The following is a 21,768-nucleotide window of genomic DNA, read 5'->3' on the forward strand; positions in this document are numbered from 1 at the left end:
CCCCCTCCCTATCCCTGTCCGGCGACGTACCGTTCCATCTGCTGCCGGCGGTACTGCTCCGCGTACCAGCCGTCCAGCGCCATCAGTTCGTCGTGCGTTCCCCGCTCCACGACCCTTCCTTCGTCCAGCACCAGAATCAGGTGGGCGTGCTGCACGGCGGAGAGGCGGTGGGCGGCGATAATCGTCGTCTTGCCGGCCCGCTCCTCCCGCAAATGGCGCAGGATGCTCTCCTCCGTCCGCGCGTCGACGGCCGACAGGCAATCGTCCAGCACCAGAATATCGGCATTCATCAACAGCGCGCGGGCGATGGAGATCCGCTGTTTCTGTCCGCCGGAAAGGGTGACGCCCTTTTCGCCCACCATCGTTTCCAGGCCTGCCGGGAATTGCGACAGATCGCGCCCCATTTCCGCCAGTTCCAGCGCGTGCGCCACCTCGTCCCGGGTCGCGTCCGGCCGGCCAAACGCCGCATTGGCCGCGATCGTGCGGGAGAAGAGCAGATGCTCCTGCGGCACGTAGGCGATTTTTTCCCGCAAGGCGGACAAGGAAATCCGTTCAACCGGCACGCCGCCGACAAACAGCGACTCCCTCTCCACCGGGTACTGGTGCAGCAGCGCGCGGCAGAGCGTCGACTTGCCGCTGCCGGTGCGGCCGACGATGCCGAGCGTCTCCCCTTCCTTCAAAACAAAGCTGACGTCGCGCAGCGCCGGCGTCTCCGCTCCGGGATAGCGGAAGGTAAACGAGCGGGCCTCCACCGTGCTGGACGTCAGACGGGTGACGGGCTGCGGCGGATCGGCGACGTCCGGCTGTTCGTCAAACAGCTCCAGCAAACGCTTGTGGGAAGCGCTCCCCCGCTGCAGGATGTTCATCAGCCAGCCAAACGCAAACATCGGCCAAATCAGCAGACCGAGGTACAGATTGAACGCGACCAGGTCTCCGAGCGAGATCGCGCTGGTAAAGACGAGATAGGTGCCGTAGCCGAGCCCGATCAAAAAGCTGAAGCCGATGATGACGGCAATCGTCGGCTCAAACAGGGCGTCGATGCGGGAGACGCTGACGTTTCGCTCCAGCGTCTTTTCGCTTACCCGGCGAAACGCCTCCACGTCCTCCTCTTCCTGGACAAAGGCGCGCAGCACCCGCACGCCGGAGACGGACTGCTGCACGTGGTCGTTCAGCTCCCCGAACGCCTCCTGGGCGAGGTAAAACCGCTCGTGCAGCAATCGTCCGTAGTAGGCGGTCGCCCAGGCCAACAGCGGCATCGGCACCAGCGCCGCCAGCGTCAGCTTCCAGTCGATCGCCACGATCATCACGCTCAGCGTCAGCAGCGTGGCAAACAGCGAGTCGACCAGCGTGAGCACGCCATCGCCCGCCGTCATCTGAATGGCGGGAATGTCGTTGGTGGCCACCGCCATCAGGTCGCCGCTGCGGCGCCGCTGGTAAAACGACGGCGTCATCCGGGTCAGATGGGCAAACAGCCGGTCCCTGAGCGTCCGCTCCAGGATCAGCGCACCCCCATACAGCAGGTAGCGCCAGAGGAAGCGAATGGCGTACATCACCAGCCCGAGGCCGAGCAGGATCGCCACGGTCCGGGCCAGGCCGGACGGCGTCAGCGAACCGTTGCGGATCTGATCCACCGTCTGCCCGATCAGGTGGGGCGGCCACAGCATCAGCAAATCAATGACAAACAGAAAGAAAATGCCAACTGCGTACCTTTTCCAATATTTCCGAAAAAACCAGGACAACTGAAGCAAGGTGCGCACGCTGCTCCCCCCTTTCGCCGGCTCTCATTTCAACAAAGAACTCGTTTCAACAAAGAAAGGGATGCGCGTCACGCAACCCTTTTTTCGCTGTTATGATCGTATTTTACCCAAAATTTCTTGTCAATCCAACTTTTTCTTTCGCATCCCGCTCTCGCTCTCGTCCGCGGACGTCCGGCTTCGCCACTCCGCAGCGAGCATGCCGTAGACGGCGTGGTCGACGTAATGGTCGTACAAAAATTCGTTGCTGCGCAGCACGCCCTCCAGCCGGAAGCCGAGTCTCTCGGGAATGGCCCGGCTTTTGTGATTGCCCGTCGCCGCCTGGATGGCGACGCGCTCCAGGTCCCACTCGCCAAACACGAGATGGTCCAGGTAAGCGGCCACCGCCTGGGTCATCAGCCCTTTTCCCTGAAACTGCGCCCCCAGCCAATACCCGATGGACGTCTTCCGGTTGGCCCAGTCGATGCTGTGGACGCCCAGCGTCCCGGCCAGCCTGCCGTTGTACCAGATTCCGTAATGGGTGCCCTGGCGGCGGTGATGCTGGTCAATCGTCAAGGCGATGAACCGGGCCGTGTCTTTCACCTCGCGCACCATGTCGAGCCACGGCAGCCACTGGCGCAAATAGGGCCGGTTGACATCCGTCAGCCAGAACATCTCCTCCGCGTCGGCCGGCTCCAGCCGCTTCAGGCAGGCCTCCGCCGTCATGGGAATGATTTTCATGCCGCTCCTCCTCCAGGAAACGCAAACAGCGCCCGGGGGCGCTTTACCAACGTGGAAAACGGGACCGCCGGGAAAGACGCACCTTCCCAGGGGCGGCCCGGGGGCTGTTTGCCGTTATCGTTTGCAATTGCGGATCTCGTCCGGTTTGTAGATGCCGTTTTCGGTGACGATGGCCGTGATGTAGCGGGCCGGAGTGACGTCAAACGCGGGATTGTACACCTTGATGCCGTCCGGGGCCACCTGTTTGCCCAATCCGTGCGTAATCTCCTCCGCCGGCCGCTCCTCGATCGGAATGTCCGCACCCGTCGGCGTGTCGAGATCGACCGAAGACAGCGGGGCCGCCACGTAAAACGGAATGCCGTGCGCGTGTGCCAGAACCGCCACGCCGTAGGTCCCGATCTTGTTGGCGACGTCGCCGTTGGCCGCCACGCGGTCCGTGCCGACGATGACCGCCTGCACCTTGCCCTGGGCCATCACCATCGCCGCCATGTTGTCGCAGATCAGCGTGACGTCGATGCCCGCCTGCTGCAGCTCGTAGGCGGTGAGGCGCGCCCCCTGCAGCACCGGCCGGGTCTCGTCGGCGTACACTTTCAGGTTCCAGCCGCGCTCCTTGGCGAGGTAGAGCGGGGCCGTCGCCGTACCGTAGGCCGCGGTCGCGAGCGCACCCGGATTGCAGTGCGTCAGGATGCCCATGCCGTCTTTCAGCAGGGTGAGCAGGTGCTCTCCGATTCGGCGGCACACTTCCGCGTCTTCCCGCTGGATGGACAGGGCTTCGTCCAGAACCGCCGCCTTCAGCTCTGCCACCGGTTTGCCGGCTTCGCGCTGCACGCGGGCCTTGATCCTGTCCAGGGCCCAGAACAGGTTGACCGCCGTCGGGCGGGAAGTGCCGAGGTAGTCGGCCTGCTCGCTCAAATGATGCCAAAACGCCTCAAAATCGTTGGCGTCGCTGCCGCGGACGCCGAGATACAAGCCGTACGCGGCCGCCATGCCGATGGCGGGCGCCCCGCGCACCTGCAGATGGCGGATGGCCGCCCACACTTCCTCCGAAGTGGTCAGCGTCAGGTAGATCGTTTCTACGGGCAGCCGGGTCTGGTCCAGCAGGACGAGCGCGTCATCCTGCCACTTGACCGGCGCAAATGGCGTGCTGGTCGTTGTCATACTGCAGCCTCCTGGTAGTATCGTGCGGTAACCGTCCGAACGATGTCTGTGATGTCTGTCGATACCTCCACGCCGTTCCGCTCCAGAATCAGCGCCTGGCCGATCGCCAGCGCCAGCCGCTCCGCTTCCGCGCGGGTCTGATCGTCGGCGATGCTGTTCAGGTCGGCGACGCCCGCCAGCCCGATGACGCGGCGCAGGATTTTGCAGCCGGCGAAGCCCGCCGCGTCCCGGATCAGCCGCTGCACGTAGCTCTGCCAGAAGCCTTCGGTGTGGGCGCTGCGCTCTTTCGCCTGTTTGTGCCAGAGCTGGACGAACTGGGAGACAAACTCGTTCCAGACGTCTTCCACCGTCGCCAACAGATATTCGCGATAGTCCTCCCGCTTTCCTGTATCCGGCTGCAGGCCGTGCTGGCCCGCGTAGTTCAGCAGCAGGTTGGCGATCACCGCGCCGATGTCGAAGCCGATCGGGCCGTAGTAGGCGAATTCGGGGTCGATCACCTTGATCGACGTCGGCGAAATGAAGATGCTGCCGGTATGCAGGTCGCCGTGCACCAGCGCCTCCGCCCGGGTGAGGAAATCGTACTTGAGCTTGGCGATTTCCAGCTTCAGCGGCTTGTTGTTCCAGATCGCCTCCACCTCCCGCCGGATCAGCGGGTTGAAGCTGTTGGTCGGCGCGTCTTCGTAGGGATCGGTGAAGACGAGGTCTTCAGTAATTTTGCATAATTCCGGATTTATGAATCTTCCGACGAGCGCTTTTTTGTCGTAGGGATGCGCCCCCAAATCGGACGTGTAAAACAGCGTATGGGCGAGAAAGCGGCCGATCTGTTTGGCGAACAGCGGGTAGCGGTTGCCCGCGATCAAGCCTTTTCGCATGATCACGTGGTCGCTGACGTCTTCCATCACCGTCAGGGCCAGCTCCTCGTCAAAGTGATACACCTCCGGCACGAGATCCGGCACGTATTTGTGCTGGATGCGCAGCGCCTCGCTTTCGATCCGGGCGCGGTCCAGCGTGAGCGGCCAGGATTCGCCCACCACACGGGCGTAGGGCAGCGCCTGCTTGACGACGACGCTTTTGCCCGTCGCTTCCTCCCGGATGTGGAACACCAGGTTGAGATTGCCGTCGCCGATCTCCCGGCTGGTCAGTTCCGCTTCCGCCGCAAACAGGTCCGGCAGTTGTTTTACGTACTGCACTGCTTCTTGTTCGCTCAATGCGCGATACGCCATGGTTCAATTCCCCTCTCCTTCGGCAGATGCCGCTTGTCTTCACATTTCCGGTGTGTCTATTCGGTGGCCGCCGGGCGGCGCGTGAACCGCTGCCGCCTCCAGCCAGAGCATTCCGCACATGCAAAAAGACCTCTTTTCCCGAAGAAAAGAGGTCTGTCCGTACGCGTCTGCGTGTCGTCTCCCCCTTATCTTCCAGAATACTTTTGTTTCTGCAGGAATTAGCACCGTGCACGCGCTGCACGTCCGTCGCCGGAAGCGCTCGGACAGCGTCATGTCGGTTGCCGGGTTTCATCGGGCCAGTCCCTCCACCTTCTCTGGATAAGGTATCCAACGTATGCGGTTTTGACGTTTGTTTGAATCATACAACCCCGGTTTCGCGCTGTCAACACCCTTTTTTGGGTGAAATGTCCAGTCTTCACGGACTGGTCCGCTGGCCCGAGGCACTCGGCTGGTCCCAGTTCCACCAGTCGATCCGGCCCACGAAGGCAGCCGTGATCGACGGCTCCTGCCGCAGCTTGAGCAGTTCCTTGACAGGGCCCGTCACGACCGCCCCGTAGAGGCGCACACCGTTCTGCTGCAGGTAGCGGCAGCGTTCCTCGATGCGCAGCCGGTTTCCGGCGGTCACAAGCCGCTCGCCAATGGCGTTCGTCAGCCGTTCCTGTCCCGCGAGATACTCCATTTCCGCCAGGTAAGCCCGGGCGCGCCGCTCACCTTCGCCATGTGCCTGAATCGGCGCTTCGCCGTAATCGAGTTCTCTTTCCGCGTATCCCCACACGTCACCGGCCGACAGCAGCAGACTGCCTTCCGCCGCGTCCGGATGGTTTCGCTCCTGCCCCGTATCCACGGCGAACCAGGTGGTATCCAAGTCGTAGCCGGAAAGCAGGGCGTAGTACTCATCATGGGTCAGCAGCCGGTCAAACGAGACGGCGAGCTGCGCCACCGTTCCCTCTGGCAGCTTTTCCAGCGTGTTCCAGGCGGGATTTCTGCGGAAGGCGCTTTCTTCCCGATCGGCCGCTGACGACGGAAAGAGAAAAAAGAGCCGCTCTTTCCGCAAACCGTCGGTCCATGCCGGCTTCGCGGAAATGATCGAGAAGACGTTGCTGATCGAAAAGGTTCCGGCGTTCTGATCGTCTCCCCCCACCTGTTCACGCAGTTCCATGTTTATCTCCCCGTACAGAAATCCGATTTGCGAACCGCTGCTGCCCACCGTGAGCCCCGGCTGGGTAAAGTGCACCATGTCCCGGGCCACCCGGTAGGCGTCCTCGTGCAAATACCAGCCGATCCACCCGTTGGCGAACATCAGGACCGCCCCGACGAGAAGCGAGATGCCCACCGTGTAAGCCGCGTTGCCCAGCCTGTGGCGCCATTTGCTGCGGCGGAGGATGGCGCGCTGCGTCTCTTCGGACAGCACGTCCGCTTCTCTCTCCTCCTGTCCGCCGCTGCCCAGCAGCAGCTCCTCCAAGCGTTCCGCATACAGCTCGTCCGCTGCAATCCTCGCACGGAAAGAGGCGGCTTCTTCCTCCGTCATTTCACCGCGCAGATATGCCAGCAGTTCCCGCTCCCGCTCTTCATTTGCCTTGTCCGTCGTCATGTTCATCCCTCCACATTCTGCGTAGTTTTTGCCGCCCCCGAAACAATGAGCGCTTTACGTCCCCCGCGTCGATGCCCAGCACCTCGGCGATTTCCGCGTAGCTGAGCTGTCCGCAATGCAGCAGGATCACCTGTTTTTGCTTCTCCGGCAGCCGGTCCAGGCACGTCCGCAGCGATGACCACGCCTCTTGGCTCAGCAGCGCCCGCACCGGGTCCGCCGCCGCCCCGTCCGGCTGTTCCGGGATCGTCTCCACCAATCGCCACGGACGCTTCTTCCGCCTCCGATGCCAGTCCACAAACGTGTGGTAGGCCGCCTTGAACAGCCAGGGGCGCACCTTTTCCCCCCGGTAGGCATCCAGGTATTGATACGCCCGGAAAAAGGTCTCCTGCGTCAGGTCTTCCGCCTGCACCCGGTCACCGGTCAATCGGCAGAGGTAGCGGTATATGTCGTTGACGTACAAGCGGTACACGTCTTCCAGTCCGACCTTTTCCACGGATTCACACCCTTTCACTCCTATCCACGCACATTGCGGGAAAAAGTTCCACCGCGCCGCAGCATTTTTTCAAAAGATTGAGGTTTATAGTAAAATAAGGGGTATTATAACACGGTGTCTAAGGAGCGATTTGATGGGTTATGGCATTGACCTGCTGGAGAACGTGCGGGTATTGGAGCAGGAACTGACCCGGGAAGGATTGGACAGACCGCTGGAGCATATCCATTTCCGTTTTGCGGACAATGACTTTCGCTACTGGATTACGCCGCCCGACCTGCACGTCTTTGCCGACACCGGCTGCGACGGCATTCATTACGGCTTTCTGACCGATTTCGGCCGCATCACAGACCTGACAGAGGCGCCCATTGTCTGCGTCAGCCCGACGGACGATCCGCCCCTGCGCATCATCGCGCGCAGCCTGGAAGACTTTTTCCGCCTGGTGGTGACGATCGGATCCGCCGGCGAGCTAGGCAATCTTGTTTCCGTCCGTACTCCCCGCCAATGGGAGCGGTATTGGGCCAGCCTGGCACGAGAGCGGCATGACGAGGAAACGGACCCGAAGCATCGAACCTTCTTTCAGCATCGCCGCACCGTTCTGCATCGGCTGCGGACCGCCCTGGGCCTCGAACCGATTCCGGATGTCATGCGGTATCTGAGCGACCTGGAGAGCGGGCGCCAGGCAGCCGGCTGCATCCCGACCATCGACGGGTTGGGGGTCGTGCCGATTGAGGGAAAAGACGAGAGGCCCGCGTTCGACTACGTGTTTCCCTTTGCCGGCAGCAGCAGGGATCACGCACCGCTGGACGACATTCGCGCCTATCTGGCCGCCGCTCCGCCTGCACACCGATGCGCGTTTGTACGCGATGCCATCTTCTGGTGGGTGGTGGACGAAACGTCCGAACTGTGGCCGCTTCTCCAAAACGTGCACGTACAGCGCTGAACCGGCGTCAAAGCCGCGTTCACAACCGGCCGGACGAACCCAGGCCGCCCACCCTGCCGCCTTTTCAACAGCACCGCACATTTCCCCCAATCAAGGGTTGACTCCCTGAGAGGAACGTCATATCATGGGGGTATCTACCAAGCAAAACCGCATAGCGAACGATTCACACTCTTATCGCGAGCTGGCTGAGGGACTGGCCCTATGATGCCCGGCAACCGGCGCTTTCCCGGCAGGGAGGCGTAACGGTGCTAAATCCTGCGGAAATGTTTTTCCGAGAGATGAGAGGAGACGCTGACGTATGAACGACAACCGCCTCCCCTCCTCCATGGGGAGGTTTTTTGTTGGAACACAGCGGCCCCGTCGGCTCGTCCGCGGCACCTCCCCGGCGCAGCGCGGGCAATCGCCGGGACAGCGTGAAGGACCCGGCGGCCGGGAGGGCACAGCAAAGGAGGATCATCCCATCCATGAACGAACAACGCATCCTCGTCACCTATCTGACACAAGCGAAAGACCTGCGAAAAAAAGCAGAGGGGATCGCCGTCGGGATGACCGTCGGCACCTGGACCGACCTGCCTGCCGCCAAACAGGCGGAACTGAAACCGTACCTGGGCGAAGCGGTGGACACCCAACCGCTGGAGACGCTGGAAAACGGGGAAACGCGCGGCCTGATCACCGTAAGCTATCCGGTGCGCAACTTTACCGCCGACATCCCGTCGCTGTTGACCGGCATCTTCGGCAAGCTCTCCATGGACGGCAAGATCAAGCTGATCGACGTGCAGTTCCCGGAAGCGTTCCTCAACGGCTTTCCCGGCCCCCGCTTCGGCATCGACGGCCTGCGCGAACGGCTCGGCGTGCATGACCGCCCGCTCCTGATGAGCATTTTCAAGTCCTGCCTGGGAATGCCGTTTGACGATCTGAAAGCCCAGTTCCGCGCCCAGGCGCTGGGCGGCGTGGACCTGGTCAAGGACGACGAAATCTTCTTCGCCGATGACCGCGCCCCGTTCCTGGAGCGGATCAAGGCGTTCAAGCAGATTGCCGCGGAAACGGAAGCACAGACCGGCAAACCCGTCCTCTATGCGGCCAATCTGACCGGTCCGGTGCACGAGCTGAACGAGCGGGCCAAGCGGGCGGTGGAGGCCGGCGCCGACTGCCTGCTGTTCAACGTGCTGGCGTTCGGCTTTGACGCTCTGCACCGCCTGGCAGCCGATCCGGACGTCAGCGTGCCGATCATGGCCCATCCGGCGCTGGCGGGCGCGTTCTACCCGTCGCCCGACTACGGCATCGCCACGCCGCTGCTCTTGGGCAAGCTAATGCGGATCGCCGGCGCCGACCTGGTGCTCTTCCCGTCGCCGTACGGCAGCGTGGCCCTGGACAAAGCGGAAGCCCTGCGCCTGGCGGAGCATCTGACCGCTCCCCTGCACGGCATGCGCCGCTCGTTCCCGGTCCCGTCCGCGGGCATTCACCCCGGCCTGGTGCCGCAACTGTACGAAGATTTTGGACAGGATCAGGTGGTCAACGCCGGCGGCGGCATTCACGGCCATCCTGGCGGGGCGACGGCGGGCGGACGCGCGTTTGTCGCCGCCATTGAAGCGGTCGTCGCCGGACGCTCGCTCGCCGACGCGGCGGCCGAGTCGCCGGAACTGGCGGCAGCCCTGGAGAAATGGGGGGGCGGACGATGAGCAAACCGCTCGTGCTGTTCTGCGACTTTGACGGGACCATTACGGAAAAGGACAACATCGTCGCCATCATGCGCCGCTTTGCTCCCCCGGAATGGGAGGCGCTGACGGAAAAGATCCTCTCCCAGCAGGTGAGCGTCCGCGAAGGCGTGGGCAGGCTGTTTCAGCTCCTCCCCTCCTCGCTCAGGCAGGAGATTGTCGACTTCATCGTGGGCGAAGCGGCGATCCGCCCCGGCTTTGCCGAATTCGTCCGCTTTTGCCGGGACGAAGGCATCGAGCTTTTGATCACCAGCGGCGGCATCGACTTTTTCGTGGAGCCGATCCTCGCCCCGTTTGAGCTGAACGTGCCAATCTACTGCAACGGCAGCGATTTCAGCGGCGAGCGCATCACCATCACCTGGCCGCACCGCTGCGACGAACACTGCGACAACGACTGCGGCATGTGCAAAACGACGATCATCCGGCGATACGATCCGGACCGCCACTTCCGCGTGGTCATCGGCGATTCCGTCACCGATCTGGCGGGCGCCAAGATTGCCGATTTCGTCATCGCCCGTTCGCTGCTCGCGCAAAAATGCGCCGAACTGGGCCTGCCGCATCGGACGTTTGCCACCTTCCACGACGTCATCGCCATTTTGCAGGATTTACGAACCCAACAGGAGGTCGGCTCACCATGACAGTCACTCTGGAACAACGCGCAGACGCGTTTCGCCGGCTGGACGAAGCGAAGCTGGCGTTTGCCCGCCGCGACTGGTTTCCCGGTACCAGCGGCAATCTCTCGATCAAGCTCTCCGACGACCCGCTGCAGTTTGCCGTGACGGCCAGCGGAAAAGACAAGACCAAGCTCTCCCCGGAAGACTACCTGGTGGTCGACGGGGAGTCCCGCCCGGTCGAACCGACAGCGCTCAAGCCCTCGGCGGAAACGCTGATCCACGCCGTGGTCTACAAGCGCATTCCGCAGGCGGGCGCCTGCTTCCACGTGCATACGGTGTGGAACAACCTCGTGTCCGAACTCTACTTCGGGCAGCGCGCCTTTTCCATTCAGGGGCAGGAACTGATCAAGGGACTGGGCATCTGGGAGGAAAACGCCCGCATCACCATTCCGATTGTCGAGAATTTTGCCCACATTCCGACACTGGCGGCCGCGATCGACAAAGTGATCACGCCCGATGTCCCCGGCGTGCTGATCCGCAACCACGGCATCTACGCCTGGGGCGCCAACGACTTCGAGGCGAAGCGCCACCTGGAGTCGTTCGAATTCCTGTTTGAGTACCACGTGCGCTGGCTGCAGCTTCGCCAGACCGCCGTGTCCCTCACACATACCCATTAATCATTGAAGGAGGTTTCGTATCATGGCAAAAGTTCGTTTTCACGACAACAACGAGTACATTACGGCACCGGAGGAGGTTTCTGCTTTCCTGCAAACCCAAGAAATCATCTATGAACACTGGGGAGTGGATCGCCTGGATGCCAACCTGCGCGACAACTACAACCTGACCGACGAGGAAAAGCAGCAGATTCTCGACGCGTTCCGCCCGGAAATCGACGACATCAGCAAGCGGCGCGGCTATCTCACTGCCGACATCATCGTCCTGTCCGACCAGACGCCCAACCTGGATGAGCTGCTGGTCAAATTTAAAGCGGAGCACCACCACACCGACGACGAGTGCCGCTTCTGCGTGGACGGCCACGGCATCTTCGCGATCAAAGGCAAGGACGGCCGCTACTTTGACGTGGAAATGGAGCCGGGCGACCTGATCTCCGTTCCGTCCTACTACCGCCATTACTTCACGCTGATGGACGACCGCAAGATCAAGGCGATCCGCCTGTTCGTCACACCGGCCGGCTGGGAAGCGATCTACTAAACCGGAAACGATGAAACGATGAAGCCGAGGGGCGCACCCCTCGGCTTCTTTCCATTTCGCGAGTTACAGCACGTACCCGTCCGCTTCGATGACGCGGTCGGCGATGACCCGTTTCAGGTGGACGGTGTTGATCGGCGTCCGGCGGGTCAGCTTTTTCAGGATGGACAGGCGCATGCGGAGATCGTCGCCTTCCTCCATCGCCGCCAGCGCCTCTTTTGCCCAGGCCTCGACCCTGTCAAACGCTTCGTGCACGTACACGGTGGCGAGGTCCAGCTTTTGCTGCTCTTTCTCCACGCCGTTTTTCTCGATCGCTTTTTCCGTCCGCTTCACGACGCTGTCCATCGCGTACAGCTCGATCAGCATGTCGGCGGCCAGCGCCAAGAGCTCCTGCTCCTTGGCAATCGCCTGCTGGTACTTCATCAGCGCGGAACCGGCCACCATCAGGATGATTTTGCGGGTCATCCCGATCAGGTGTTTTTCCACCGCCAGCGGCGCTTCCTCTATTTCTTCCGGATAGTAGCTCATCAGCTCTTCCTGCAGGCCGGCGGCCGCTTGCAGCAGAGGCAGTTCCCCTTTCATCGCCTTTTTCACCAGCATGTCGGGGATCAGCAGGCGGTTGATTTCGTTCGTTCCTTCGAAAATGCGGTTGATGCGGGAATCGCGGTACATGCCCTCGATCTCGTATTCCTGGATAAAGCCGTATCCGCCGTGGATCTGTACGCCCTCGTCCACGCAGTAGTCCAGCACTTCCGAAGCAAATACCTTGTTGATGGAGCATTCGATCGCATACTCGGCAATGGCCTTGGCCACTTCACGGCCGTCCTCCGCCTTCTCGCCAAGAGCGGAGAGGGCGGCATCAAACAGTCCGACCGTGCGGTACACCGAGGATTCCGCAGCGTAGATCTTTGCCGCCATGGTGCCCAATTTGTTCTTGATGATGGTGAAGTTGGCGATTGGCGTTTTGAACTGCCTGCGTTCCTTGGCGTAGGTGGTCGCCAGATGGAGGGCGTGTTTCGCGGAGCCAACCGTTCCGACGGCCAGTTTGTACCGCCCGACGTTCAGGATGTTGAACGCGATCACGTGCCCTTTCCCCGGCTCTCCCAGCAGGTTCTCCACCGGTACGCGAGCGTCTTCGAGAATGAGCGGACGGGTCGAGGAGCACTTGATGCCCATTTTCTTCTCTTCCGCGCCGACCGATACCCCCGGGAAGTCGCGCTCCACGATGAACGCGGAGAAATGTTCCCCGTCAATTTTCGCATAGACGATGAAGACATCGGCAAAACCGGCGTTTGTGATGAACTGCTTGGTTCCGTTCAAAATGTAATGCGTGCCGTCTTCGGACAATTTTGCCGTGGTTTTGGCGCCGAGCGCGTCGGAACCGGAGCCCGGCTCCGTCAGGCAGTACGCGGCGATCCGCTTTCCGGTGGCGAGATCGGGCAAATAGCGCTGCTTTTGATCTTCGTTGCCGAAGTACACGATGGGCAGGGAACCAATGCCGACGTGCGCCCCAAACGTAATCGCAAACCCGCGCCCCAGCGCAAATTTTTCTCCCAGCAGAGCGGAACTGATCTTATCCAGGCTGAGACCTCCGTACTTCTCCGGCACGTCCGCTGCCAGAAGGCCCAGTTCCCCCGCTTTCTTCAACAGCGATACGGACAGCTCGAAGTTTTGGTGCTCCAGCTCTTCCATGTGCGGGCGCACTTCGTTACGGATGAAGTCCTCCGTCGTCTGCGCGATCAGTTTCTGCTCGTCGGTGATTTCCTCCAGCGCGAACACGTCGTCCGGCGAACCGGCATTGATCAGGAAGCTGCCGCCGCGGATCAGATCTTTCGTTTCAGCCATCGTATCCCTCTCCCTTTTTCAAAATTGGGGTGTTCCACCATGCTTACAGCAATTCGAACACGCCGGCGGCCCCCATGCCGCCGCCGATGCACATCGTCACGACGCCGTACCTGCCGCCGCGCCGCTTCAGCTCGTTCAACAGGGAAACGGTCAGCTTCGCCCCGGTGCAGCCCAGCGGATGGCCCAGGGCAATGGCGCCGCCGTTGACGTTTACCTTTGCCGGGTCGAGGCCCAGTTCGCGGATCACGGCGAGGGACTGGGAGGCAAACGCCTCGTTCAGCTCGAACAGATCCACGTCGGCCAGGCTCAATCCGGCCATTTTCAGCGCTTTCGGAACGGCGACGACAGGACCGATCCCCATCACGTCGGGATCGACGCCGCCAACCGTGAACGAGCGGAACCTGGCGATCGGACGAACGCCCAGACGGTCCGCCTTTTCCGCCGACATCACCAGCACGGCGGCCGCGCCGTCGCTCGTCTGCGAAGAGTTTCCGGCCGTGACCGTGCCCTGCACATGAAACACCGGCTTCAGCTTGGCCAGCGCTTCCAGCGAGGTGTCGGCCCGCACGCCCTCGTCCGTGTCAAAGACGCGCTCCGTGACGTGCAGCCTGCCGTCCTCATCCACGCGGTGCTGCTTTACCGTCAGCGGCACGATCTCGTCCTGGAACTTGCCGGCGGCGATGGCGGCCGCGGCCCGCTGATGGCTTTGCAGCGCGAACGCGTCCTGGTCCTCGCGGCTGACGCCGTAGCGCTTTGCCACTTCCTCCGCCGTGTGGCCCATGCCCATGTACGCTTCCGGCATCGTCTCCATCAGCGTCGGATTGAGCGCCACCTTGTGGCCGGCCATCGGCAGCAGGCTCATGCTCTCCACCCCGCCGGCCACGATCACGTCGGCCCCGCCGGCGATAATCTGATGGGCGGCGTAGGCGATGGTCTGCAGGCCGGACGAGCAGAAACGGTTGACGGTAATGCCGGCGACGTTGGTCGGCAGCCCGGCGCGCAGGCCGATCAGGCGGGCCATGTTCATCCCCTGCTCCGCTTCCGGCACGGCCGTCCCGATGATCACGTCCTCGATCTCGGCCGGGTCGAGCTCGGGGACGCGGCGCAACAGATCGCTCACGACCGCGGCGCCCATGTCGACGGGATGCACGTCCTTCAGGCTGCCCCGCTTCGCTTTTCCGACCGCGGTGCGGGCGCCGGCGACGATCACTGCTTCTCTCATGTCTTTCCCCTCCCTAGTTACGCAATGGCTTGTTCTTCGTCAGCATGTGCTGCATGCGCTGCTGCGTCTTGGGCGTCTTGATCAGCTCGAGGAACGCCTGGCGCTCCAGCTCCAGGATGTACTGCTCCGTCACCTCGGTGCCGGCCGGCACGCTGCCGCCGGACATGACGTAGGCGATCTTGCTGGCGATCAGTTCGTCGTGATCGCTGATGTAGCCGCTCTTTTTCATCGTGTAGATGCTTTGCCGAAGGGTGGCGTACCCCGACTCGCCGATGACGCGGATCTTGCGCGGGCGCTGCGGCGTGTACCCCTCTTTGACCATCGCCAAAACGAGCTGCTTGGCGTCGTAGAGGAGGTGATCCGGATTGATGCTGATCCGGTCGCTCGGGCGCAGGTAGCCCAGGTTGATCGCTTCCCTGCCGCTGGTGGAGACTTTGGCCATGGCGATCGTCTCGAACGCGCGGGCCACGAACGGGAACGGGTCAACCGGCACGGTGCCGCCTTCCGGCACATTTTCCATCGCCCGAAACAGCATCTCCTTGGTGCCGCCGCCGCCGGGCAAAAGGCCCACGCCCACTTCCACCAGCCCCATGTAGGTCTCGGCGGACGCCTGCACGCGGTCGGCCAGGAAGCAGATTTCCACACCGCCGCCGAGCGTCATGCCGAACGGCGCCGCCACGACCGGACGGTGCATGGTGCGCAGCGCGTGCCCCACCTTGTGAAACTGTTTGACCAACATGTCCAGCTCGAACCAGTTTTCGTCCTGCGCCTCCATCAAGGCCAGGCCCAGGTTCATGCCGACGCAGAAGTTTTTGCCCTGGTTGCCGATCACGAGTCCGAGGAAGTTGCGCTGCACCTCTTCCGCCGCGAAGGCTGCCATCTGCAGCACGTCCATGCCCAGCGCGTTGTGCGGAGAGGTAAACTCCAGGCAGGCTACACCGTCGCCCAGGTCCACCAGCGCGGCGCCCGCGTTTTTCCTGATCAGCCGGCCCTGCTCCTTGAGCGCCGCCAGGTTGATCCGCTCTTTGTTCTCCTCGACGTCCTTGTATCGGCCGCCGACGGCAAACGCAGCCACGCGCCCGTCCTGTTTCTGATAGAACGAGGTCTTGCCGCTCGCCAGCAGTTCCTCCACCAGCGGCGGGATCGTCTCGCCCTCTTCGCGCATGCGGGCCACCGACTTCTCCACGCCGATCGCGTCCCAGGTCTCAAACGGTCCCAGCTCCCAGCCGAAGCCCCATTTCATCGCCCGGTCGACGGACACGATGTCGTCGGCGATTTCGTACGCCTTGGCCGCGGAGTAGAGCAGCACTTTCTTGAAGACGCTCCAGAGGAACTCGCTTCCCTTGTCCTTTCCGTACACAAGCGCTTTCAGTTTTTCCGGCAGCGTCTTCGCCGTCTTGGCCGCCTCCAGCGACGGAAACTTCGCCTTGACGCGCGGACGGTATTCCATCGTGTGGTAGTCGAGCGCGAGGATGTCCTTGCCTTCCGCCGTTTTTACCTGCTTGAAGAAGCCCTGCCCCGCCTTTTGGCCGATCCAGCGCTTTTCCACCATCTCCAGCACGAAGGACGGCACTTCGAAGACCGCTTTTTCCGCGTCATCCGCGCTCTTGTTTTTCACGTTGTTGGCCACGTGCACGTACGTGTCCAGCCCGACCACGTCCAGCGTGCGGAAGGTGGCGCTCTTCGGACGGCCGATGACCGGACCCGTCAGCGCATCCACCTCGTCGACGCCCAGTCCGAGCCGCACCATCTCCTGGATCGAGATCTGCAGGCCGTACGTCCCGATGCGGTTGGCGATGAAGTTGGGCGTGTCCTTGCAGAGCACCGTTCCTTTGCCCAGCACGAACTCGCCGAAGCGCATCATGTAGTCCACGATCGCCGGGTCCGTGTCGTTCCCGGGAATAATCTCAAGAAGTTTCAGATAACGGGGCGGATTAAAAAAGTGCGTGCCCAGAAAATGCTTGCGGAACTCGTCGGAACGTCCCTCGCTCATCTCGTTGATGGAGACGCCCGACGTATTGGAGGAGACGATGGTGCCCGGCCTGCGGTGCGCCTCGACCAGTTCGAACACCTTTTTCTTCACGTCGAGGTTTTCCACGACCGCCTCGATGATCCAGTCAGCGTCGCCGAGGTACGACAGGTGGTCTTCCATGTTGCCGACGGTGATCAGGTCGAGGTTCGCCTTGTCGTAGAGCGGAGCCGGCTTTTCCTTCAGCAGCCGGTCCTTGCCGGCCTGCGCGATGCGGTTGCGGACGACGGGATCAGCCAGCGTCAGCCCTTTTTTGCTCTCTTCCTCTGTCAGCTCACGCGGCACGATGTCCAGCAGGTAGACGGGGATGCCGACGTTGGCCAGATGCGCGGCGATGCCTGCTCCCATCACGCCGGAACCGAGCACGGCCGCTTTGCGAATGTTGCGTTCCATCCATTACCCTCCTCACTAAGAAATGGGGTCCCTGCGAAAAAAGGCGAAACAGTCCGAACTCGCAGAGTTTTTTGTGAATGAATTCTACTTGTTCAAAAGGTATTCCTGTTTTTCGCCGCACATGTCACCCCTTGAATGAATACTCATTCATTTTGCTGGTGTAAAAAAACACCCCACCTTAAAAGCCCTCGGTCAACGTGAGATGTTTGGCGATTCAGACGAAACTGAATGATCGCTCAGTTTCATTGTAATCGAAAAGGAGAGCGGTTGCAATCTTCATTTGCCGATTTTTCCCGCTCTCCTCTTCCCGGACGCTTCTCAACCCGCCGCAGCGGACAAAGACAGGGCAGGCGGCGAAAGAAGCGGACGCCCCTGCCTTTCTGCCGCGCCGCTACTTCTGGATGAATTTGATCGACGTCACCTTGCGGCCAAACGGGTTTCCTTCATCCGGTTCCAGCAGGTACTCCAGCTCGTAGTTGCCCACTTTGGGATCTGCGTAGGCAGCCGCGACCCACAGCTTGTTCTTGTCGGTGTCATCCTTCCTGAGGGTGAGCGCCACGCGATAGTCATGCAGCGGCAGCGCGATTTTGGCGATGCTCTCCTGCGCCGGCTTGCTCAGATACGCGTCCAGCCATTTCCCATTCTTCGTGCGGTACGCATGGTTGGCGGCGGTCAGCAGCAGGTTGACCGCCTTTTGCTGCCGCTGCTGCGATTCCCGGAACTGTTTGGCGGCGTCGTCCGCGTAAAAATCGTACAGGCGCTTCAGCACGGCGGCGAACTCTGCGCGCGTCATGTTTTTGTAGGGATTAAACAGCCGCGTCTCGCTGAACAGGTGGAATTCACGAATCGCTCCCGCATAAGGCGAGGCGGTGTCGGGATAACCGCTCGGCTGTTTCCATCCGTGGTACCCGGCAAAGAAGCGGGCTACATCCTGCGGCTTCACATTCATGCTTCTCATCTTGTACGGGGCGAGCACGTGAAACAAGATCATGCTGGCTTCTTCCCGCGAGAGCGGATACTGCAGGTACTGGGCCGGCACCCACCAGTCGACCAGTTCTTTCTGCGGCGTTTTCATCAACTGGCCCTGCGAAGCCAGATGGAGATAGTAGAGAATTTTGTCACCCGGCCGGTATTCGTTGACAAAGCCTGTCTGGACGTCCAGCAGCACCTGCAGGTTGGCCGTCAGCGCTTCGATTTCCTTTCGGAGCGGATACCTGTGATCGAGGTAGGCCTTCTCCTCGGGAGCAGCCAACGGGCCGTAGACGGCTTCAAAGACGCGGTTCACCAGCGCCAGCGCCTCGCCGCGGGTAATCGGCTTGTCCGGGTAAAAATGGCGCGTGCCGTTCCCCTTGTATACGCCCCGTTCGGTCAGGAACTGAATCTGCTCGCTGGCCCAGTGCCCCTTGACGTCGTCGTACGCGGTTTCGGCGTTCGCGCGCGGAACGAAGACGCCCTGGATCAACAAGCAAACCATGAGAACCCACAACAGACTTCTCTTGAACATGATGGTCTCCTTTCCTCTCCATTTGAAATTGCGTCGAATGGAATGATCGCACACATGATTTCCGGGACAAAACAGCATGTTTTACCGCCCAACCGCTGCGCAGTATGAGACAAAAATACCAACTGTTCCCACCTTTGTAAAGATAGCTTGAAAAATTTAGGATGGGACGCACAAGGTCCCCGCCCGAACGAATAGTCCTTTCCTCCTGTCAATAGGAAACAGCATCCATTTTTCAGGCTCCGCGTCGTGCGTCTTTCCGCTCCCTTTGCCGCGCTGGCCGTTCGCCCCATGCAAAAAAACCGGAGGAATGGCTCCTCCGGTTGGACTGCGGCACAAGCAGATTCGGTTACGACTGGATCTTATCCATCCATTCGGGTCCTTTGGTCACCAGCACCCGGCAGAGCACCAGGTCCAGGACGGCGAACAAGACAAACAGCGTCAGGCTGATGCCGTACAGCGACGGCTCCCCCTGGAACGCCAGGAACAACGTCGGCGCTGCGGTGACCACCACGGCCGCCATCGAGAACAGCGTGTTCCAGTTCTGCTTGACCGCCTTCTGCTCCGAATCCCAATCCAGTTTGGGCATCCGCAGGTCAATGATGATCCCGATCAGATTGATGAACACGATGCCCGGCAGGCTGGCGACCAACGCGAGCAGGAGAAATTGCACCGGCGGATGCAGCACCAGCCCGGCGGCGGCGCACATCAGCAGCATGCTGAGGATGCCCAGCACCGTTCCCGGCACCACTTTGGCTGCGATGATCTGCGCATAGGGAACAGGCAGGTACTTGTTGACGAAAAAGGCCTGCCCGTCCCGCGAAATGGCCGTTGTGGAAACGCTGTTCGTGGACGTCATGAACAGAGCGAGCGCAAACGCGACCGCCACGCCGATTCCGGCTGCGGCGTCCTCCTGAAGAAACTGTCCCCACTCCCGTACGGTCGCCCACCCGTCCGGGCGGCTGAGCACGGGAATGAACGTGAGCAAGGGCCACAAGAAGCAGGACAGGACGCAGTTCAGAAAGTAGGCGGGCGTGCGCAGCAGCACCTTCCATTCCTTGGCGGCGAACGCCAGCACGGGCGACCGGCGGCCGGTCAGCTTGTCAAACTCTTCCCCGCTGACGCGCCTGCGCTTGGCCGCCGTCTCGGAGATCCCCATGACGCCCTTCAGGTACAAGCGGTCTCCCAGCATGACAAAGGCCGCAGCAAACGCCGCCGACACCAGCAGAAAGGCGAGCAGATAGCCGAGACCGGCGAGAACTCCCGACTCGGCAAGCGCCATCGCCCCCAGCTTGGTGCTGGGGAACAGTCGGCTGACGAGCGAAAGCAGGGCGTTGTCGTCCGAGAGAATCATCTGTGTCAACTGCTCGACGCTGTCCCTCCCTGCGCTGTTCCGATGGATGACAATTTGAAAGCCCAGCACGGCCGCGATCCCGATCACGCCGCCGATCAGGCGGAACCGGTCCCTGCTTTTTCCCACGCTGGTCACACGCATGAACAGCATGGCCAAGAGCGAGGCGATTACCAGCGGGATGACCGGCAGCGCCAAAAAGACGACGGCCGCGTACAGGTAGTAGAGCGGCCCGGCTCCACTTTTCACCCCGTACGTAATCAGCAGCGGCAGCAGCAGAAACGCGGTCGGCACGTACTCGTACGCCAGCGTGACGAGGAACTTCGCCCCGAGAATGTCGGACGGCTTGAGCGGCAGGGGCAGCAGGTGCTCCACGTCCTGCGAGTAGTAGTACACGGTCAAGACGTAAAAAAGCCCGAAAAACAGGATGCCCAGACAGGCAATCGCCATGCCCATCCCCAAAAGCGCGCTCTCCTGCCCGCTTGCCGCCAGCCCGTCGTACAGGCCGATGACTCCCATCACGTAACCGGACATCAGCGGAAAAAAGGCGACGGCCATCAGCAGGATCATCAGCACCTTTTTCCACCCGCTCCCCCGTTTCCCGCTCCAGAGGCCGCTGCCGTTTTTCATCAGCATCTTGGTCAAGAGCCAGGTCCTATTCATGCTTCGTCAGCTCCAGGAACAGCCGCTCCAGCGATTCGCTCGAGCGGAAGTGCTCTTGCATCTCCTTGAACGTGCCGCAAAACAGGATGACGCCCTTGTTGATGATGGCGACGCGGTCACACAGCTTTTCCGCCACTTCCAGCACGTGCGTGGAGAAAAACACGGTCCGGCCGCTGTCAGCGTGTTCCCGCATCATTTCCTTCAGCGTGAACGCCGATTTCGGGTCCAGCCCGGTCAGCGGTTCGTCGAGAATCCAGACTTCCGGATGGTGGACCAGCACCCCCATGATCACGATTTTTTGCCTCATGCCGTGCGAATAGCTCTGAATCGGATCGGAGAGGGCGTCCGTCATGTCAAACCGTTCCGCCAGCCGGGCGATCCGCTCCTTGCGCACGTCCTGCGGCACCCCGTACATGTCGGCCATGAAGGTGACGTACTCCAGCCCCTTCAGCCGCAAAAACAGGTCGGGACTGTCCGGCACATAGCCAAACTGCCGCTTGGCCTCCAGCGGTTCGGTCCCGATGTCCTTGCCGTTCACCCGGATGGTTCCCTGGTCCGGCCGGACAATGCCGGTGATCATCTTGATCGTCGTTGTCTTGCCCGCCCCGTTTGGCCCGAGAAAACCGAAGATTTCCCCGCGGGGAACGGTCAGGGTGAGGCGGTCAACCGCCTTGACGGTACCGTTGTAGCTTTTGGTTACGTCCACGAGTTCGATCATGGTCGTCCTCCTTTTGCCCGGGAAGTGCGTCGTACTATCACGTATTACGAAACAGCCGGAAATCGGTTGCGGCCTCCCCTGCCGCCAACGGTTCACCTGAGCCTGACAAAAGAGCCGGCTCGCATGCCGGCTCACGTGTTAGTTTTGCGGTATAAAACTGCCGTCGCGGAGCATGGTCAGCTCGCCCATGAAGAACGCCACGTCTTCCGAATCGGGCAGCTCGCCGTTCGCCTCCAGCGTCTCCAGACGGCGCAGCAGAATGTTGGCGAAGTCGCTGATTTGCAGCGGATGCGCCTCCATGTCCGCATCGTCCAGCACCGAAAAACCGGTCATGGCTTCCAGGTGGATCATGATGCGGAATCCGCCCAGTTCACCCAGGTATTCCCGCTTGTTCAGCGGCGACTTTTCCAGCTTTTGCAGCATGCTGACAATGTCATCGGCATACATGCTGCGAAACGCGACCATGTAAATGTCGCGAAGTTGCGATTCTTCCGTCTTGATCAGCAATACGTCGATGCCGTCCATCTTTTTTGCCTTTTTTCCAAAACCGAACATGCCTATTCCACCTCAACTGTTTTTCAACCTCATTCCATGATAGCCATAATCGCGTCCGGGAAACAACCCCTATC

General features: G+C 61.3%; 18 protein-coding genes and 2 riboswitches. Of the genes, 5 read left to right on the forward strand and 13 right to left on the reverse strand.

Annotation, left to right across the window (positions count from 1 at the left end):
- Window positions 1–8: 8 nt before the first annotated feature.
- The 6 genes from FOI68_RS09785 to FOI68_RS09810 form a co-directional block, all read right to left on the reverse strand.
- Entirely contained in the window at window positions 9–1,757 is a 1,749-nt protein-coding gene (locus FOI68_RS09785; protein WP_143862995.1) for an ABC transporter ATP-binding protein, read from the reverse strand.
- A 120-nt stretch (window positions 1,758–1,877) separates the two neighbouring features.
- Complete coding sequence (locus FOI68_RS09790) at window positions 1,878–2,474, reverse strand: GNAT family N-acetyltransferase (RefSeq protein WP_143862996.1); 597 nt, start codon at window positions 2,472–2,474, stop codon at window positions 1,878–1,880.
- A gap of 114 nt (window positions 2,475–2,588) precedes the next feature.
- Window positions 2,589–3,632: an S-methyl-5-thioribose-1-phosphate isomerase gene (gene mtnA / locus FOI68_RS09795; protein ID WP_143862997.1), complete on the reverse strand. Its 1,044-nt coding sequence runs from the start codon at window positions 3,630–3,632 to the stop codon at window positions 2,589–2,591.
- Window positions 3,629–4,855: an S-methyl-5-thioribose kinase gene (gene mtnK, locus FOI68_RS09800; RefSeq protein ID WP_044897172.1), complete on the reverse strand. Its 1,227-nt coding sequence runs from the start codon at window positions 4,853–4,855 to the stop codon at window positions 3,629–3,631. The genes mtnA and mtnK overlap by 4 nt, the downstream gene beginning before the upstream one ends.
- A 182-nt stretch (window positions 4,856–5,037) precedes the next feature.
- A riboswitch (SAM riboswitch) is annotated at window positions 5,038–5,180 on the reverse strand.
- Window positions 5,181–5,270: 90 nt separating this feature from the next.
- The gene (locus FOI68_RS09805; protein ID WP_143862998.1) at window positions 5,271–6,446 is read right to left on the reverse strand and encodes an anti-sigma factor; all 1,176 of its coding nucleotides are present in this window, start codon (window positions 6,444–6,446) and stop codon (window positions 5,271–5,273) included.
- A complete protein-coding gene (locus FOI68_RS09810; protein ID WP_255433424.1) occupies window positions 6,424–6,939 on the reverse strand; it encodes an RNA polymerase sigma factor in 516 nt (171 codons plus the stop codon). The genes FOI68_RS09805 and FOI68_RS09810 overlap by 23 nt, the downstream gene beginning before the upstream one ends.
- A gap of 133 nt (window positions 6,940–7,072) precedes the next feature.
- Between FOI68_RS09810 and FOI68_RS09815 the strand changes: the two genes are divergently transcribed.
- The 5 genes from FOI68_RS09815 (at window position 7,073) to FOI68_RS09835 (ending at window position 11,420) form a co-directional block, all read left to right on the forward strand.
- Window positions 7,073–7,879, forward strand: coding sequence for a hypothetical protein (locus FOI68_RS09815; RefSeq protein ID WP_143862999.1), 807 nt, complete (start codon window positions 7,073–7,075; stop codon window positions 7,877–7,879).
- A gap of 168 nt (window positions 7,880–8,047) precedes the next feature.
- Window positions 8,048–8,164, forward strand: a riboswitch (SAM riboswitch).
- A 179-nt stretch (window positions 8,165–8,343) separates the two neighbouring features.
- Window positions 8,344–9,558, forward strand: coding sequence for a 2,3-diketo-5-methylthiopentyl-1-phosphate enolase (locus tag FOI68_RS09820; protein ID WP_143863000.1), 1,215 nt, complete (start codon window positions 8,344–8,346; stop codon window positions 9,556–9,558).
- Window positions 9,555–10,232 carry a 2-hydroxy-3-keto-5-methylthiopentenyl-1-phosphate phosphatase gene (locus tag FOI68_RS09825; protein ID WP_143863001.1) on the forward strand — a complete coding sequence of 226 codons (678 nt, stop codon included), beginning with the start codon at window positions 9,555–9,557 and terminating at the stop codon, window positions 10,230–10,232. Before FOI68_RS09820 ends, FOI68_RS09825 begins: the two co-directional genes overlap by 4 nt.
- On the forward strand, window positions 10,229–10,885 hold the full coding sequence (locus tag FOI68_RS09830; protein WP_044897177.1) for a methylthioribulose 1-phosphate dehydratase: 657 nt from the start codon (window positions 10,229–10,231) through the stop codon (window positions 10,883–10,885). The genes FOI68_RS09825 and FOI68_RS09830 overlap by 4 nt, the downstream gene beginning before the upstream one ends.
- 22 nt (window positions 10,886–10,907) lie before the next feature.
- Window positions 10,908–11,420: a 1,2-dihydroxy-3-keto-5-methylthiopentene dioxygenase gene (locus tag FOI68_RS09835; RefSeq protein WP_029098302.1), complete on the forward strand. Its 513-nt coding sequence runs from the start codon at window positions 10,908–10,910 to the stop codon at window positions 11,418–11,420.
- Between the two features lie 63 nt (window positions 11,421–11,483).
- Here the strand turns inward: FOI68_RS09835 and FOI68_RS09840 are convergent, their stop codons facing one another.
- The 7 genes from FOI68_RS09840 to FOI68_RS09870 all read right to left on the reverse strand — a co-directional run bounded on the left by FOI68_RS09840 (window position 11,484) and on the right by FOI68_RS09870 (window position 21,694).
- On the reverse strand, window positions 11,484–13,262 hold the full coding sequence (locus tag FOI68_RS09840) for an acyl-CoA dehydrogenase family protein (RefSeq protein ID WP_044897178.1): 1,779 nt from the start codon (window positions 13,260–13,262) through the stop codon (window positions 11,484–11,486).
- Window positions 13,263–13,305: 43 nt separating this feature from the next.
- A complete protein-coding gene (locus FOI68_RS09845; RefSeq protein ID WP_143863003.1) occupies window positions 13,306–14,484 on the reverse strand; it encodes an acetyl-CoA C-acetyltransferase in 1,179 nt (392 codons plus the stop codon).
- Between the two features lie 13 nt (window positions 14,485–14,497).
- A complete protein-coding gene (locus tag FOI68_RS09850) occupies window positions 14,498–16,906 on the reverse strand; it encodes a 3-hydroxyacyl-CoA dehydrogenase/enoyl-CoA hydratase family protein (protein ID WP_029098299.1) in 2,409 nt (802 codons plus the stop codon).
- 391 nt (window positions 16,907–17,297) lie between these two features.
- The gene (locus FOI68_RS09855) at window positions 17,298–18,410 is read right to left on the reverse strand and encodes an S-layer homology domain-containing protein (protein ID WP_185973917.1); all 1,113 of its coding nucleotides are present in this window, start codon (window positions 18,408–18,410) and stop codon (window positions 17,298–17,300) included.
- A 346-nt stretch (window positions 18,411–18,756) separates the two neighbouring features.
- Window positions 18,757–20,421, reverse strand: a complete 1,665-nt coding sequence (locus tag FOI68_RS09860) for a putative ABC transporter permease subunit (protein ID WP_143863006.1) — start codon at window positions 20,419–20,421, stop codon at window positions 18,757–18,759.
- Entirely contained in the window at window positions 20,414–21,139 is a 726-nt protein-coding gene (locus tag FOI68_RS09865) for an ABC transporter ATP-binding protein (RefSeq protein WP_029098296.1), read from the reverse strand. The genes FOI68_RS09860 and FOI68_RS09865 overlap by 8 nt, the downstream gene beginning before the upstream one ends.
- A gap of 138 nt (window positions 21,140–21,277) precedes the next feature.
- Window positions 21,278–21,694, reverse strand: coding sequence for a hypothetical protein (locus FOI68_RS09870; RefSeq protein ID WP_029098295.1), 417 nt, complete (start codon window positions 21,692–21,694; stop codon window positions 21,278–21,280).
- Between the last annotated feature and the right edge of the window lie 74 nt (window positions 21,695–21,768).

It is taken from the genome of Brevibacillus sp. LEMMJ03, from assembly GCF_007197875.1.
In the GTDB taxonomy this organism is placed as follows: domain Bacteria; phylum Bacillota; class Bacilli; order Brevibacillales; family Brevibacillaceae; genus Brevibacillus; species Brevibacillus thermoruber.

What these genes read in the sequence shown, in the direction of transcription:
- mtnA (WP_143862997.1), bottom strand. Translation starts at nt 3,632, where the DNA reads ATGACAACGACCAGCACGCCATTTGCGCCGGTCAAGTGGCAGGATGAC.
- FOI68_RS09805 (WP_143862998.1), bottom strand. Translation starts at nt 6,446, where the DNA reads ATGACGACGGACAAGGCAAATGAAGAGCGGGAGCGGGAACTGCTGGCA.
- FOI68_RS09845 (WP_143863003.1), bottom strand. Translation starts at nt 14,484, where the DNA reads ATGAGAGAAGCAGTGATCGTCGCCGGCGCCCGCACCGCGGTCGGAAAA.
- mtnK (WP_044897172.1), bottom strand. Translation starts at nt 4,855, where the DNA reads ATGGCGTATCGCGCATTGAGCGAACAAGAAGCAGTGCAGTACGTAAAA.
- FOI68_RS09840 (WP_044897178.1), bottom strand. Translation starts at nt 13,262, where the DNA reads ATGGCTGAAACGAAAGATCTGATCCGCGGCGGCAGCTTCCTGATCAAT.
- FOI68_RS09815 (WP_143862999.1), top strand. Translation starts at nt 7,073, where the DNA reads ATGGGTTATGGCATTGACCTGCTGGAGAACGTGCGGGTATTGGAGCAG.
- FOI68_RS09820 (WP_143863000.1), top strand. Translation starts at nt 8,344, where the DNA reads ATGAACGAACAACGCATCCTCGTCACCTATCTGACACAAGCGAAAGAC.
- FOI68_RS09790 (WP_143862996.1), bottom strand. Translation starts at nt 2,474, where the DNA reads ATGAAAATCATTCCCATGACGGCGGAGGCCTGCCTGAAGCGGCTGGAG.
- FOI68_RS09870 (WP_029098295.1), bottom strand. Translation starts at nt 21,694, where the DNA reads ATGTTCGGTTTTGGAAAAAAGGCAAAAAAGATGGACGGCATCGACGTA.
- FOI68_RS09825 (WP_143863001.1), top strand. Translation starts at nt 9,555, where the DNA reads ATGAGCAAACCGCTCGTGCTGTTCTGCGACTTTGACGGGACCATTACG.
- FOI68_RS09855 (WP_185973917.1), bottom strand. Translation starts at nt 18,410, where the DNA reads ATGTTCAAGAGAAGTCTGTTGTGGGTTCTCATGGTTTGCTTGTTGATC.
- FOI68_RS09860 (WP_143863006.1), bottom strand. Translation starts at nt 20,421, where the DNA reads ATGAATAGGACCTGGCTCTTGACCAAGATGCTGATGAAAAACGGCAGC.
- FOI68_RS09830 (WP_044897177.1), top strand. Translation starts at nt 10,229, where the DNA reads ATGACAGTCACTCTGGAACAACGCGCAGACGCGTTTCGCCGGCTGGAC.
- FOI68_RS09865 (WP_029098296.1), bottom strand. Translation starts at nt 21,139, where the DNA reads ATGATCGAACTCGTGGACGTAACCAAAAGCTACAACGGTACCGTCAAG.
- FOI68_RS09850 (WP_029098299.1), bottom strand. Translation starts at nt 16,906, where the DNA reads ATGGAACGCAACATTCGCAAAGCGGCCGTGCTCGGTTCCGGCGTGATG.
- FOI68_RS09835 (WP_029098302.1), top strand. Translation starts at nt 10,908, where the DNA reads ATGGCAAAAGTTCGTTTTCACGACAACAACGAGTACATTACGGCACCG.